Here is a 12,876-nt window from a genome sequence, read left to right on the forward strand (position 1 = left end):
AAATTTTTCTGTTGGCCGAATTTTTTGAAACATAAGGTTAAATATTTTCGGTATGTTTTTTGATTCATTGCTTATATGCTGTTCATCATGAACTGAAGAGAGCGCGGAAACCAGTTTTTCCGACAAAAAATTTAACGGAGAGTAACATGTCTAATTCATTTATCGAGTTAATTAAAAAACGCAGAACAATTTACAGCCTTGGTAATAATCTGCCTGTTTCTCAGGATCGTATCGCCGCGCTCATCAAAGAAGCCGTGAAACACAGCCCGACGGCGTTTAACTCACAATCATCACGCGTCGTGGTGCTGTTTGGTGAAAACCACAAAAAACTGTGGAATATCGTGAAAGAGACACTGCGCGCCATTGTACCGGCAGATGCATTTGCCGCGACAGAAAGCAAAATTGATAATGCCTTCCTGTCCGGTGCCGGTACTGTGCTGTTCTTTGAAGACCAGTCCGTTGTCAAAGGCTTACAGGAACAATTTGCGCTGTATGCGGATAACTTCCCGATCTGGTCTGAACAGGCCAGCGGTATCGCACAATTTGCTGTCTGGACTGCACTGTCCGAAGAAAATATCGGCGCATCCCTGCAACACTATAATCCGGTGATTGATGAGCAGGTCAGCAAAGCCTGGGATATCCCGGCTGACTGGAAACTGCGCGCACAGTTAGTGTTCGGATCCATTGAGCAGGAAGCCGGTGAAAAAGCCTTTATGGATGATGAAAGCCGTTTCAGAATCTTCAATTAATCTTCCGGACTCAGCGGCGCATTAACCGCCGCTGTTCCCGGACGCATCAGGCGCTTTACCTGTCATAAAGCGCCGCAATTACCTTCTGTTATCGTGTTAAAATATGCCTTTGCCCGCCGTGTGCGGGCTTTTTTTATCAGATTTTCGGCCACAACCAGGCCGCACCACGGACACCACTGGAGTCACCGTGCACCGCTTTGCGGATCGGCGTACCGCATTCACCACCGAAAACACGGGAACGCATCAGCGCCGGTACTGTCTGATACAGGCGATCGACATTACTCATCCCGCCGCCCAGCACAATCACATCCGGGTCCAGCATGTTCACGACCTGACCGAGCGCTTTTGCCAGCCGCTGTTCATAATTCACCATCACCTGTTCAGCCGGTAAATCACCCTGCGACAAACGACGGATGATCTCCGCGCCTTTGCAGACCTCACCGGTCAGCGCCGTATAATCAGCCATAAAACCGGTACCGGAGATAAACAATTCGGTACAGCCCTGTTTGCCGCAATAGCAATCCGCCATGCCTTTAAACAGCCGGTCGGCTTCATCCTGCCACGGCAGCGGATTATGTCCCCACTCCCCGGCCACACCGTTGCCACCGCTGTGAACCTGCCCGTTCAGGGCAATCCCCGCGCCGCAGCCGGTACCGATAATCACCGCAAAAACCACCGGAAACCCGGCACCTGCACCATCAACCGCTTCAGAGACCGCCAGGCAATTTGCATCATTTGCCACCCGCACTTTCCGTTGCAGTAATGCACTGAGATCCGCATCAAACGGCTGACCGTTAAGCCAGACCGAGTTGGCATTTTTTACCCTCCCGGTGACCGGTGACAGCGTTCCCGGTATCCCCACTCCGACAGTACCGGTCTCTCCGGTAGCGGTTTCCGCATCGTGTACCAGCCCGGCAATCGCCTGTAATGTCTGCTGATAATCAAAACGCGGCGTATCCGTCCGTTTACGGAATAATTCCTGCCCCTCATTACTGAGTGCAATCACTTCAATTTTGGTGCCGCCCAAATCAATACCGATCCGCATACTGTCCCCTTCTGCTGTGGAGTTACGCTCTGTCTTTCATGCTTCTGATAATGCAGGGCGGCGCTCTGACAATCAAGTTTCCGCGCGAAGGCATTAGAGCAACGCGGCAAGATCCGTTATCATAGCGGGATGCAATTCTCACCGCGCAATGACCGCGCATCATAAAACAGGACTGTCCGATGTGGTTTAAAAATATACTCGTTTACCGCCTTAGCTCACCGTTTCCGCTGTCTGCCGATGAACTGGAAAAACAGCTGGAACACATGGCATTCACGCCGTGCGGCAGTCAGGATATGATGAAAACCGGCTGGGTCTCGCCGATGGGATCCCGGGGGGATGCACTGACTCACGCTGCCGGTAAACAGATCCTTATCTGTGCAAAAAAAGAAGAAAAAATGCTGCCATCGCCGGTGATTAAACAGGAATTACAGGCGAAAATTGAAAAGCTGGAACATGAGCAGCACCGCAAACTGAAGAAAACGGAAAAAGATTCCCTGAAAGATGAAGTGGTTCACGCGCTGCTGCCGCGTGCCTTCAGCCGTTTCAGCCAGACCGCCATCTGGATTGATGCCGAACGCGGCCTGATTATCGTCGATGCCGCCAGTGCCAAACGGGCGGAAGATAACCTTGCCCTGCTGCGTAAAACACTCGGCTCTCTGCCGGTGATCCCGCTGACCACCAAAGACCCGATTGAACTGACGCTGACCGAGTGGGTGCGTTCCGGTGATTTACCAACCGGATTTGCCCTGATGGAGGAAGCTGAACTGAAAGCCATTCTGGAAGACGGCGGTGTGATCCGCTGTAAGAAGCAGGATCTGGTATCAGATGAAATCGCCACCTGCATTGAAGCAGGAAAATGTGTCACCAAACTGGCTCTGGACTGGGAAGAGCGGATTCAGTTCCTGATGTCTGATGACGGTTCCTTTAAACGCCTGAAATACAGTGATGATTTAAAAGACAAAAATGAAGATATCGACCGTGAGGATTTTGCTCAGCGGTTTGATGCTGATTTTATTCTGATGACCGGCGAACTGAGTGCGCTGATCAGCAACACCATTGCCGCCCTCGGCGGTGAAGCGGAGCGCTGAAAACACGATCTGCGGGAAGCCCGGTAACAGGCTCCCGCAGATACCCGCTGTTATGCCCACGGCAGCGGGGCTTTTTCATCGTTACCGTGCTCGCCGTAATAGAGTGACGGCAGAAAACGGGACAAGTAAGTAAACTCGTTATAGCAGTGCTTCATCAGCCCGAAACCAATCTCATCCGGCAATTCCGTCAGCGGATCCGCCAATGACGCCCCGAGTAAAAACCGGCTGCGTAACACACATCCGAACTCAGTATCATAGGTGATATGCAGCATTTTTCCGTCGATCGGGTAACCCAGCGTATCGGTTTTCACATCATCCCCGAACCCGATATGGGCACAAATCGCACCGGAAATCTGATGAGTCTGCCGCGCTGCGGCCAGTTTATCCGCATCAAAGAAATCCTGTGCATCATTGAATTTCAGTGTCGCCCCGACCGGCGGGATCGGCCCGAGAGACTCAACCGCACGGATTGTCGCCCCGATATAACTCTCCCCTTTTTTCCAGACAGAATCCCAGCCGTGGTGTGCCACATGATCATGCGGATGCCACCAGCGGATATGCTGCGTGGTTTCAAAAAACGTGAACCACCACTCCAGCATCCGCCCTTTGCAGCCGCGCAAATCAGTTCTGACAGATACGGTCAGCAGCCCCTCTTCGCTGCGTTCCAGACCCATTTCCATTCTCAGTGGCTCAGGGGATAATAACTGATTAATATCATTCAGTGCCCACGGTAAGTTTTGTTTTTTCGCTGACATAACGTATACTCCACAATTAAGAAACGAATTTCGTTTCCAAATTAATATTGTCCCGCCATGGATATTTGTCAATTGAGGATCGCACGTATGGCTAATCATGAACCTGCCACAAAACTCCGCGGACGTGGCCGCCCGGTTGTTCCGGAAGAAGAATTGATTGCAAAAATCCGGGAAGCATCACTCAGTTTGTTGTTATCACAGGGGTATGCCGCGATGACGATGGATGCGGTGGCAAAACAGGCGGGGGTCTCCAAAAAGACGCTGTACCGGTTTGCTGATAACCGGGAAGATCTGGCAGAGCAGATAGTGCGCGGCTGGACGGATTCCTTTGTGCCGCTGTTTATGCAGGATGCAAAGACTAAAGATGATTTTTATCAGCTGCTTGAAAAAAATCTGACCATCATGAGCCACAAGGTGCTCAGTGCTGAGGCGGCGGGATTATTTTGTCTGCTGAGCAGTGATTTTCCCGGCCGGGAGTTATTACTGACCCGCTATCAGGCAGGCGGAATTGAGCGCGGACGTGCGCTGCTGACGGAATGGCTGTCCCGCCATCAGAACTTCCTGCCGCAGCCGGATGCAGCACAAACCAGTGATTTGCTGTTATCGATGGTGATGGCAGAGCCGCTGCGCCAGATTGCCCTGAAACTGGCACCTCCGGCACCGGACTATCCGATAGAGCCGCGTATCCGTGCCGCAGTGGCATTACTGAAGTGCTGACAGGCACCGGCAGATAACCGGTGCCCGGAACCGCATTATTTCTGTATCAGATAGCGGATTGTCGGCCCGTCCTGCTGGATGGACAACACGGTGTAGCCATGGTTTTTGGCATCCAGCGGAATATTATTGATGGATTGCGGACAGTCACTCACCACTTCGAGGACCTCCCCGGATTTCAGTGACGGCATGGCTTCAAGGGTTGCCACTGCCGGATACGGACACGGCTCACCAACCATATCCAGCCGGTAATCCGGCACAATTGCAGTATTTTCGGTATTCATGGTGTGCTCCTTAGTGTGCGGCAGCGGCGACAGCGTCAGCCTGGTTTTTCCGGCGGAAGAAGCGTTTCTCCCACATCAGTAACAGGATAAAGGCGAAAGCGAGTAATCCGTAAGTGACCAGCAGACCACCGGCCGGGCCGAAGGTATCCAGCAGGTTGACTTTGTCGTAGTCAGTCGCCAGCCACGGCGCCACAGAATCCCAGTAATAGGCCAGAATCGTCGCACCGATAATATTCCCCAGACCGACCCACCAGAAGTGCACCTGACCTTCCACGGCACGGTACATCCAGCCGGTTTCACAACCCCCTGCCAGCACAATACCGAAGCCGAACAGCAACCCGCCAATCACGGCGTTAGGGCCTGCCCAGAATATTTTCGGCTCTGCGCCCAGTTGCACATAGCTGTAGATGCCGATAGCACTGACGGCCATACCGAGGATAATCGCTTTTGCCATCTGAGTACGCCCGGTGATCCAGACATCACGGAATGCGGAAGTAAAGCAGATTTGTGCCCGTTCAATCAGCAGACCAAACCCGATGCCGAACAGCATTGCCATGCCGAGTTTCGGGGATTTAAACAGCGTGAACAGAGACCAGGTGACACACAGCAGGAAGATCAGCATACCGAGACGAAAACGGCGTTTCGCCCGTTGCAAATCCTGTGTCAGCGGTGACGCTTTGCTGACTTTTTGCAGTTTAACCGGAATGCGGAACATCGGCAGCAGTGTGAATTTTGCGCCGAAGTAAGAGCCTGCGGCAGTTGCCAGTGCGAAGAACCAGGCATGCAGGGAGAATTGCGGGATACCGGTAAAGAAGGCCGCCAGGTTACACCCCATTGCAAGACGCGCTCCGAAACCGGCGATAATGCCGCCGATAACGGCCTGCCAGATACGGATTTTGTGTTGCGGAAGGCGGATTTTGACGTTGTTAGCCCATAAGGCAGCGGCGATACAACCGGCAAACATGCCGATAATCATCATGCCGTCGATACGATCCAGGGGCGAGCCCTGCAAACCGATCACCTTAAAATACCCCCAGTTTTCCGGATGAGCGCCGAACAGTTGCAGAATGTGTCCGCCCCAGCGCGTAAACTCTCCGGTGACCGCCCAGAATGTGCCTGTTAATCCGAAGTAGTATGCGGATAAGATGCCGGCGGCGATCACTGCGGGCAACGGCTGCCAGAACCTGACAAGATACGTTGATTTAAATGTAGACCAGTTCATTTTTTTACCAAAAAAATCCCGACAGCGTCGGGAATCGATGTCGGAGTACGTGTGTACCAGTAGGATCTTTATATGTGATCCACCGGAGAATCATACTCCTGTTAGAATAATTAGCTTATTAATATTTTTAAAAATACTGACATGTCCCTGTCCGCGAAATCTGCTGAATCATCCGAATACTCACTGTGTGCCGGAAAGAATAAAACATCAAACCATCTTCTTTCAGATTCGGGCAGCGGGATAACCGGCAAACCGGAAAGACGCTGACACGTCCCTGTTCGCGAAATCTGCTAAATCATCCGCTCTGTGGCAAGGCGGCAAGGGAAGAGTGCCCCGGGAGCATACATCAGTATGTGACCGGGGCCGATGAGTGCGGCCAACACAGCCACAGAGTGGAGGATGACGTAGATTAGCAGATGCGGGGCAACGGCTCGTTATACGGAAGATCCAGCAACCTGGTCGCCCCGAAAATCCCCTGTACCTTCACCTGTTTTGCTTCTGTTACCTGCCCGATGGTACAGGCATCCTGACCGAGCAGGCTGTTACGGAGGGCTGCCAGCACGGCGGCTTCAGCCTCCGGAGCGGTGACAATCACCACTTTACCTTCATTGGCAAAATTGAGTGCCTCCAGTCCCAGCAGCTCGCACACACCGCGTACTGCGGTTTTCAGCGGCAGTTTCTGCTCTTCAATATTCATACCGCACTGTGAAGCATCGGCAAATTCATGCAGGATAGCGGTGACACCGCCGCGGGTGGCATCACGCACAGCCCGGACGCCGTCAATTGCCCGCAGTGGTGCGAGCATCGGCTCCAGCACCGCGCAGTCGCTGCGCAGATCCGCATCCAGCCCGAGGTTTTCACGCAGATTGAGGATCGCTGCACCGTGGTCACCCAGTGTACCACTGACAATAATTTTATCCCCCGGACGGCACTGTGCCGCCGCCCAGTTCAGCTGATGCGGGATCACACCGATACCGGCGGTATTGATAAAGACTTTATCTGCCGCACCGCGCGGCACCACTTTGGTATCGCCGGTCACAATCTGAATACCATTGGCTTTTGCGGTTTCCGCCATGCTGTTAACCAGCTGAGACAGGATGTCAAACGACAGCCCTTCCTCAAGGATAAATCCGCAGGAGAGATAGCGCGGAATTGCGCCGCCGACAGACAGATCATTCGCCGTGCCGCATACCGCCAGTTTGCCGATATTGCCGCCGGGGAAAATAATCGGATCAATCACATAGCTGTCGGTACTGAACGCCAGGCGATCACCGGCAGCCTGTAATTCAGTCAGCGGTATGCGTGCCTGATCTTCTTTTTCATTCAGATACGGATTGGAAAATGCCTGCAAAAACAGGGAGTCGATCAGTTGCTGCATCCCCTGTCCGCCATTACCCTGGGCCAGGGTGATTTCAGTAATAGGTTTCATGTTATTCTCCGCGCCGGTACTGATAATAAGCGGCACAAGCCCCTTCAGAGGAGACCATCAGTGCGCCGAGTGCTGTTTCCGGTGTGCATGCGTTGCCGAATAACGGACAGTCCACCGGTTTGCAGCGGCCGGTTAATACATCCCCGCAACGCGCCTGCGGGTTATCAGCAACAGACTGCGGCTGCGGCCGGAAGCGGCGTTCAGCATCAAATTCATGGTAAGCCGGTGTCAGCTGAATACCCGAGTCCGCGATATTACCCAGTCCGCGCCATTCACTGCTGGATTTCAGTTCAAAGACTTCCGCCAGTGCTTTCTGTGCCAGCAGGTTCCCCTGCTCCGGCACAATTCGGCTGTACTGATTTTCCACCGCCATCAGCGCGTGGTTGTCCTGTGCCTGTTTTTTCAGCTGGCGGACAACCATCAGAATGGCGGTCAGCAGATCCAGCGGCTCAAAGCCGGTCACCACAAACGGTTTGGCGAATTCATCACACAGCGGCTGATACGGCGTGCAGCCAATCACCATACTGACGTGCCCCGGCGCGATAAAGCCGTCGATAAACACATCTTTCTGCTCCAGCAGTGTGCGCAGCGTCGGGATAATGGTGATGTGCTGACAAAAAACGGTGAAGTTTTTCAGTCCGTTTTTTTTCGCCAGCTGTAAGGTCGCCGCCGTGCCCGGCATGGTGGTTTCAAACCCCAGTCCGAAGAAAACAACCTCTTTGTCAGGATTATCACGGGCAATGGTCAGCGCATCCAGCGGGGAATAGACAATACGGATGTCGCTGCCGTGACGGCGGGCATCCAGCAGTGAACCGCCGCGTCCGGGAACGCGCATGGCATCCCCGAACGTACAGAAAATCACCCCCGGACGGGCTGCGATTTCCAGACAGGCATCAATACGCCCCATCGGCAGCACACAGACCGGGCAGCCCGGCCCGTGAACAAATTCCACGGAATCAGGCAGCAGTTTATCCAGCCCGAATTTAAAAATGGCGTGCGTATGTCCGCCGCACACTTCCATAATCTGCAAAGGCTGTTTCAGCGGATGCGGCCACGAAGCCATCTCTTCCCGGATCTGCGCCAGCAGTTTTTCTGCCAGTGCCGGATCACGGAATTCATCAACAAAACGCATAGAAATCCCTTATTCCGCCGTACTGCGCTGCTGCTTCACCTTACTCAGGCGATCCTGCAACCAGGCAACCCATTCATCCATTCCTTCACCGGTAGTGGCTGACAGCACAATGACATCGATATCCGGATTCACACGGCGTGCCGCATTCACACAGGCTTCAATATTGACATTCACATACGGCAGCAGGTCGATTTTGTTAATCAGCATCAGGTCTGCGGCAGCAAACATATGTGGGTATTTCAGTGGCTTATCCTCACCTTCTGTCACTGACAGAATCGCCACTTTATGCTGCTCACCCAGATCAAAACCGGCCGGGCAGACCAGGTTACCGACGTTTTCGATAAATAACAGGCTGTTATCTTTCAGTCCGAGATGATGCATAGCGTCATGCACCATTTGTGCATCCAGATGACACCCTTTGCCGGTATTAACCTGAATCGCCGGTACACCGGTTGCGCGGATCCGCTCAGCATCATTGGTGGTTTGCTGGTCGCCTTCAATCACGGCACAAGGGATTTTGTCTTTCAGGTAATTGAGTGTGCGGGTCAGTAATGTGGTTTTGCCGGAGCCGGGGCTGGACACCAGGTTCAGCGCCAGAATGCCCTGCTCCTGTAAATGTTCACGGTTATGGACGGCGATTTGGTTGTTTTTATCCAGCACCCCCATCTCAATCTGTACCATCCGTTTCTGGGTCAGGCCCGGCGCGTGTGTGCCCGCTTCGCCCATCCCGTAATGCATATTGTCTTTATCAACTACCGGCGCAAAAGCCGCTGCGTGATCATGGTCATGACCGTGGTCGTGCGCATGTTCATGATCATGTGAATGATGATGATCATGAGCATGTTCGTGCTCATGCTCTTCACCGGCTTCACGGCCGTCATAATAGTAGTGATTTACATCACCGTTATGATGATAGTGGTGGTGATGAATAATGACAGGGCGGGAATGGTTGTCATGGTCATGATGATGGTGATCATGGCCGTGGTGGTCGTGGCTGTGACCTTCAATCTGCACGTTTCCTTCGCTGCAACCGCATGTGCTGCACATAATCCTGACTCCTGCTCGATTTATTGGCTCCGGCGCGGCATTGTGGTCAGATTCGTGACAGGTGCGGAGCATCTGATCACGCTGTGTCGGGCAGTCAACATAAATAAAATATTACACATAAAAGCCGGTAAACCATTACCGGCTTTTATGTATCCGTTATTAATTATATTACTAGCAAATCTGCAGAGTGCCCGCTTTGACTTTGCGCAGGTCAGATGGATTTTCCCTGCGCAAAGAGTGATGTGTTTACGCGAAACTCAGTGAACAAAGACCACGTAAACAGCAGCAGCCACAATAAAGCGGTAGATAGCAAACGGGATAAAGGAGATACGTTTAATCAGTGACAGGAAGGTTTTCATGGCAATCAAGGCCACAATAAACGCCGCCAGGAAACCGACCGCAAACATCGGAATATCCGAACTGCTCAGGAAATGCCAGCTTTTGTATAAATCCAGTGCTGTCGCGCCCATCATCATCGGTACGGCCAGAATAAAGGAAAACTCTGACGCGGTGTAACGGTTGATCCCCATCAGCATACCGCCGGAGATGGTGGCACCCGAGCGGGAGAATCCCGGCCACAATGCCAGGCACTGGAAACAGCCGATGGCAAACGCCTGACGGTAGCTGATGTCATCAAGACCTGTGGCCTGCACCTTCTTCGGCTTAAAGACTTCCGCCACAATCAGCAGGATACCGCCCGCAACCAGCGCGTACATCACATTCACCGGATTAAACAGAGACTTGATCTGATCCCGCAGCAGTAAACCGAGAACCACCGCCGGTAACATAGCAATAATAATGTGGAGTAAATTCAGTTTTCCCTGCGTCTGCCCTTCATGGGGAACCCGGCCGAAATGAATGCCGATAAGGGCAAACATCCGCCGCCAGAACAGGAAAACCACTGCCAGGATGGAACCGAGCTGGATAACCACTTCAAACGTTTTCGCTTTATCGCCTGTAAAGCCGATAAGCTCAGCAACAATAATCATATGACCGGTTGATGACACCGGCAGGAATTCGGTTAACCCTTCAACAACCCCGAGAATCAATGCATGCAGTAAACTTGTGATATCGCCCATATAACGCCCTGTATGGCAGATAAAATAAGGCACTCCCGGACGCGGGAATGCCGGATACGGAGGACAGCATATGACGCAAGTGTGACAGTTTCATGACACCCTCAGCGCTTTTATGACAGTTCCGCTGACGGCATTATGACAATATCAGCCCGCACTTCGTTCAATCATGACACCGACTTCTTCCGCCTGCGCCACCGCCCCCGGTTTAGCCACACGAATACGCACCCACGGTGTAGCGAACTCTGTCAGCAATAATGACGCCACTTCTTCCGCCACACGTTCCACCAGCGCGAACGCTCTTGTCTGTACATAATTCAGGATAGCGGTGCTGACACTGGCATAATCGAGACAATGTTCCACATCGTCACTCTCAGATGCGCGTTTGTTATCCCAGTGCATTTCGATATCGAGCACCAATTTCTGCGTAATATCCTTTTCCCAGTCGTAAGCACCAATCGTTGTAAAAACAACAAGTTTCTTAATAAAAACAACATCCATCCGCAATTACCCCGTTTTTTTATGCTCATCGGATATCACTTCCCATGAAATATGCGTATTATCCATGGGGAGCAATAACTATAATTTACCGTCTGTCAGGAGAGAAGCATGAGTGGAATCGCGCTTGGTATGATCATCTTCGCTTATCTGCTGGGATCAATTTCCAGTGCGATCCTGATCTGCCGTCTTGCGGGACTGCCGGATCCGCGGCATCACGGCTCCGGAAACCCGGGGGCGACCAACGTGCTGCGCATCGGCGGCAAACTGGCGGCTGCCGGTGTCCTTATCTGCGACGTTCTCAAGGGTATGCTGCCGGTCTGGCTCGCCTACCTCCTGCAAATACCGTATTTTTACCTCGGCATTATCGCCATTGCTGCCTGTTTAGGCCATATTTATCCGGTATTTTTCCACTTTAAAGGCGGAAAAGGCGTGGCAACGGCATTTGGGTCGATTGCCGCCATCGGCTGGGATCTGACCGGACTGGTTGCCGGCACCTGGCTGCTGACCGTGCTGCTGAGTGGTTACTCATCATTAGGCGCAATTGTCAGTGCGCTGGTAGCTCCGTTTTATGTCTGGTGGTTCAAACCGGAGTTTACCTTCCCGGTCGCCATGCTCTCCTGTCTGGTGCTGATCCGCCATCATGACAATATCCAGCGGTTGTGGCGCGGGCAGGAAAGCCGCATCTGGCAGAAGCTGAAGAAAAAGCGGGCCAAAACGGATAAAGAGATAATTCAGGAAGCGAAAGAGCAGGAAAAAGAGGATTAAAAAAGGCGCTGAAGCGCCTTTTTTGTGTCCGGAGATTATTTGTCCAGCGGCGGTAACTCAGCCAGCGGCCAGCGCGGACGGACGGTCACCCCTAACTCACTGCGCATCCCGCCTTTGAAGCGGATCATCCCGGCCAGTGCAATCATCGCACCGTTATCCGTGCACAGCTCAGGACGGGCGTAGAATGCCTCTCCGCCCAGTTTCTGCAGTGTCTGCGCCATGCGTTCACGCAGTGTGCGGTTTGCACTCACGCCACCTGCCATCACCAGCCGTTTAAAGCCGGTCTGCTCCAGCGCGCGTTTGCATTTGATTACCAGCGTATCCACCACCGCATCTTCAAAAGCACGGGCGATATCTGCTTTGGTCTGATCTGAATCATCATTCTGATGAATGGTATTGGCAGCAAAGGTTTTCAGCCCGGAGAAGCTGAAATCCAGCCCCGGCCGGTCGGTCATCGGACGCGGGAAGGTAAAACGCCCCGGCGTGCCCTGCGCTGCCATGCGTGACAGTGCAGGCCCGCCCGGATAATCCAGCCCCAGTAATTTGGCTGTTTTATCAAAGGCTTCCCCGGCTGCATCATCAATAGATTCACCCAGCAGTGTGTATTCACCGATACCGGTCACACTGATTAACTGTGTGTGACCGCCGGATACCAGCAGCGCGACAAACGGAAATTCCGGCTGATGTTCTTCCAGCATCGGTGCCAGCAGATGGCCTTCCATATGGTGAACCGGCACCGCCGGGACATCCCAGGAAAACGCCAGTGCACGGCCGACTGTTGCCCCGACCATCAGCGCCCCGACCAGCCCCGGTCCTGCGGTATAGGCCACCGCATCAATATCCTGTGCCGTCAGACCGGCCTCTTTCAGTGCTGCCTGAATCAGCGGCACCGTTTTCCGGATATGGTCACGGGATGCCAGTTCCGGCACCACGCCGCCGTAATCCGCGTGGACTTTGATCTGGCTGTATAACTGATTAGCCAGCAAACCGGCTTCATCATCATAAATTGCGATTCCGGTTTCATCGCAGGACGTTTCAATGCCTAACACTCGCATGGGACTTAACTCGC

The 12,876-nt window shown here is 53.0% G+C and carries 14 protein-coding genes; 4 read left to right on the forward strand and 10 right to left on the reverse strand.

The features are described from left to right. The first annotated feature begins 146 nt into the window (after nt 1-146). Nucleotides 147-749, forward strand: a complete 603-nt coding sequence (locus U868_RS0101655; protein WP_025151774.1) for a nitroreductase family protein — start codon at nt 147-149, stop codon at nt 747-749. A 136-nt stretch (nt 750-885) separates the two neighbouring features. Here U868_RS0101655 and mak read toward each other — a convergent pair whose 3' ends face one another. After that, on the reverse strand, nt 886-1,794 hold the full coding sequence (gene mak / locus U868_RS0101660; protein ID WP_025151775.1) for a fructokinase: 909 nt from the start codon (nt 1,792-1,794) through the stop codon (nt 886-888). 179 nt (nt 1,795-1,973) lie between these two features. On the opposite strand from mak, the gene rdgC reads away from it, so the two are divergent. Then, nucleotides 1,974-2,882 (forward strand): recombination-associated protein RdgC, encoded by a 909-nt coding sequence (rdgC, locus tag U868_RS0101665; RefSeq protein ID WP_025151776.1) that lies wholly within the window; start codon nt 1,974-1,976, stop codon nt 2,880-2,882. Nucleotides 2,883-2,932: 50 nt separating this feature from the next. Here rdgC and U868_RS0101670 read toward each other — a convergent pair whose 3' ends face one another. Next, nucleotides 2,933-3,637: a DAPG hydrolase family protein gene (locus tag U868_RS0101670; RefSeq protein ID WP_025151777.1), complete on the reverse strand. Its 705-nt coding sequence runs from the start codon at nt 3,635-3,637 to the stop codon at nt 2,933-2,935. Nucleotides 3,638-3,724: 87 nt separating this feature from the next. Here U868_RS0101670 and U868_RS0101675 point away from each other — a divergent pair, with 87 nt between their 5' ends. Continuing rightward, nucleotides 3,725-4,354 carry a TetR/AcrR family transcriptional regulator gene (locus U868_RS0101675; protein ID WP_025151778.1) on the forward strand — a complete coding sequence of 210 codons (630 nt, stop codon included), beginning with the start codon at nt 3,725-3,727 and terminating at the stop codon, nt 4,352-4,354. A gap of 35 nt (nt 4,355-4,389) precedes the next feature. On the opposite strand, the gene yedF is transcribed toward U868_RS0101675, so the two are convergent. The 7 genes from yedF to folB all read right to left on the reverse strand — a co-directional run bounded on the left by yedF (nt 4,390) and on the right by folB (nt 11,042). Further along, on the reverse strand, nt 4,390-4,635 hold the full coding sequence (gene yedF, locus U868_RS0101680) for a sulfurtransferase-like selenium metabolism protein YedF (RefSeq protein WP_025151779.1): 246 nt from the start codon (nt 4,633-4,635) through the stop codon (nt 4,390-4,392). Nucleotides 4,636-4,645: 10 nt separating this feature from the next. Then, nucleotides 4,646-5,857 carry a selenium metabolism membrane protein YedE/FdhT gene (yedE, locus tag U868_RS0101685; RefSeq protein ID WP_024474563.1) on the reverse strand — a complete coding sequence of 404 codons (1,212 nt, stop codon included), beginning with the start codon at nt 5,855-5,857 and terminating at the stop codon, nt 4,646-4,648. 409 nt (nt 5,858-6,266) lie between these two features. Beyond that, nucleotides 6,267-7,286 carry a hydrogenase expression/formation protein HypE gene (gene hypE, locus U868_RS0101690; protein ID WP_025151780.1) on the reverse strand — a complete coding sequence of 340 codons (1,020 nt, stop codon included), beginning with the start codon at nt 7,284-7,286 and terminating at the stop codon, nt 6,267-6,269. 1 nt (nt 7,287) lies between these two features. Next, nucleotides 7,288-8,418, reverse strand: a complete 1,131-nt coding sequence (gene hypD / locus U868_RS0101695) for a hydrogenase formation protein HypD (RefSeq protein ID WP_025151781.1) — start codon at nt 8,416-8,418, stop codon at nt 7,288-7,290. Nucleotides 8,419-8,427: 9 nt separating this feature from the next. Then, nucleotides 8,428-9,465 (reverse strand): hydrogenase nickel incorporation protein HypB, encoded by a 1,038-nt coding sequence (gene hypB / locus U868_RS23320; protein WP_025151782.1) that lies wholly within the window; start codon nt 9,463-9,465, stop codon nt 8,428-8,430. A 257-nt stretch (nt 9,466-9,722) separates the two neighbouring features. After that, nucleotides 9,723-10,544: an undecaprenyl-diphosphate phosphatase gene (gene bacA, locus U868_RS0101710; protein ID WP_024474559.1), complete on the reverse strand. Its 822-nt coding sequence runs from the start codon at nt 10,542-10,544 to the stop codon at nt 9,723-9,725. Nucleotides 10,545-10,688: 144 nt separating this feature from the next. Continuing rightward, the gene (gene folB, locus U868_RS0101715; protein ID WP_025151784.1) at nt 10,689-11,042 is read right to left on the reverse strand and encodes a bifunctional dihydroneopterin aldolase/7,8-dihydroneopterin epimerase; all 354 of its coding nucleotides are present in this window, start codon (nt 11,040-11,042) and stop codon (nt 10,689-10,691) included. 108 nt (nt 11,043-11,150) lie between these two features. Here folB and plsY point away from each other — a divergent pair, with 108 nt between their 5' ends. Continuing rightward, a complete protein-coding gene (gene plsY, locus U868_RS0101720) occupies nt 11,151-11,807 on the forward strand; it encodes a glycerol-3-phosphate 1-O-acyltransferase PlsY (protein ID WP_004240442.1) in 657 nt (218 codons plus the stop codon). Between the two features lie 35 nt (nt 11,808-11,842). On the opposite strand, the gene tsaD is transcribed toward plsY, so the two are convergent. Continuing rightward, on the reverse strand, nt 11,843-12,862 hold the full coding sequence (tsaD, locus tag U868_RS0101725; protein ID WP_004236396.1) for a tRNA (adenosine(37)-N6)-threonylcarbamoyltransferase complex transferase subunit TsaD: 1,020 nt from the start codon (nt 12,860-12,862) through the stop codon (nt 11,843-11,845). Nucleotides 12,863-12,876 lie beyond the last annotated feature (14 nt).

Source organism: Morganella morganii H1r, assembly GCF_000633515.1.
Taxonomy (GTDB): Bacteria; Pseudomonadota; Gammaproteobacteria; order Enterobacterales; family Enterobacteriaceae; genus Morganella; species Morganella morganii_B.

What these genes read in the sequence shown, in the direction of transcription:
- U868_RS0101670 (WP_025151777.1), bottom strand. Translation starts at nt 3,637, where the DNA reads ATGTCAGCGAAAAAACAAAACTTACCGTGGGCACTGAATGATATTAAT.
- U868_RS0101655 (WP_025151774.1), top strand. Translation starts at nt 147, where the DNA reads ATGTCTAATTCATTTATCGAGTTAATTAAAAAACGCAGAACAATTTAC.
- tsaD (WP_004236396.1), bottom strand. Translation starts at nt 12,862, where the DNA reads ATGCGAGTGTTAGGCATTGAAACGTCCTGCGATGAAACCGGAATCGCA.
- mak (WP_025151775.1), bottom strand. Translation starts at nt 1,794, where the DNA reads ATGCGGATCGGTATTGATTTGGGCGGCACCAAAATTGAAGTGATTGCA.
- yedF (WP_025151779.1), bottom strand. Translation starts at nt 4,635, where the DNA reads ATGAATACCGAAAATACTGCAATTGTGCCGGATTACCGGCTGGATATG.
- hypB (WP_025151782.1), bottom strand. Translation starts at nt 9,465, where the DNA reads ATGTGCAGCACATGCGGTTGCAGCGAAGGAAACGTGCAGATTGAAGGT.
- hypD (WP_025151781.1), bottom strand. Translation starts at nt 8,418, where the DNA reads ATGCGTTTTGTTGATGAATTCCGTGATCCGGCACTGGCAGAAAAACTG.
- rdgC (WP_025151776.1), top strand. Translation starts at nt 1,974, where the DNA reads ATGTGGTTTAAAAATATACTCGTTTACCGCCTTAGCTCACCGTTTCCG.
- yedE (WP_024474563.1), bottom strand. Translation starts at nt 5,857, where the DNA reads ATGAACTGGTCTACATTTAAATCAACGTATCTTGTCAGGTTCTGGCAG.
- bacA (WP_024474559.1), bottom strand. Translation starts at nt 10,544, where the DNA reads ATGGGCGATATCACAAGTTTACTGCATGCATTGATTCTCGGGGTTGTT.
- folB (WP_025151784.1), bottom strand. Translation starts at nt 11,042, where the DNA reads ATGGATGTTGTTTTTATTAAGAAACTTGTTGTTTTTACAACGATTGGT.
- plsY (WP_004240442.1), top strand. Translation starts at nt 11,151, where the DNA reads ATGAGTGGAATCGCGCTTGGTATGATCATCTTCGCTTATCTGCTGGGA.
- U868_RS0101675 (WP_025151778.1), top strand. Translation starts at nt 3,725, where the DNA reads ATGGCTAATCATGAACCTGCCACAAAACTCCGCGGACGTGGCCGCCCG.
- hypE (WP_025151780.1), bottom strand. Translation starts at nt 7,286, where the DNA reads ATGAAACCTATTACTGAAATCACCCTGGCCCAGGGTAATGGCGGACAG.